A 275-nucleotide genomic window follows, 5' to 3' on the forward strand; every position below is an offset into this window, starting at 1 on the left:
AAATGCACCCACATGTGGTCAGGCTCATCGTACTTTTCCACCGGCACCACGGCCTCGTATTCGTCGCCCTTGCAGTCACGCCAGTTCGTGACGTTCCAGCGCACCGTCACTTTTGTATCCGGATGCCATTTGTACGGCAGCATCACGCAGCACACGGTGCGACCGCCCTTGCCCGCCTGGGCGCCGCTCGTGCCGTCCACCGAAAACTCCTGCACACTCAGGTGATCGGCAAGGTGATCGATGCCTGTCAAATTGACAGGCATTCCGTCTTCGGC

General features: G+C 59.6%; 1 protein-coding gene. It reads right to left on the reverse strand.

The window, feature by feature from the left end:
• Positions 1 to 263, reverse strand: a 263-nt coding sequence (locus tag QYH69_RS35845; protein ID WP_308836337.1) for a DUF3304 domain-containing protein, incomplete at its 3' end; no start/stop codon positions are given.
• Positions 264 to 275 lie beyond the last annotated feature (12 nt).

Source organism: Paraburkholderia sp. SARCC-3016, assembly GCF_031119615.1.
Taxonomy (GTDB): domain Bacteria; phylum Pseudomonadota; class Gammaproteobacteria; order Burkholderiales; family Burkholderiaceae; genus Paraburkholderia.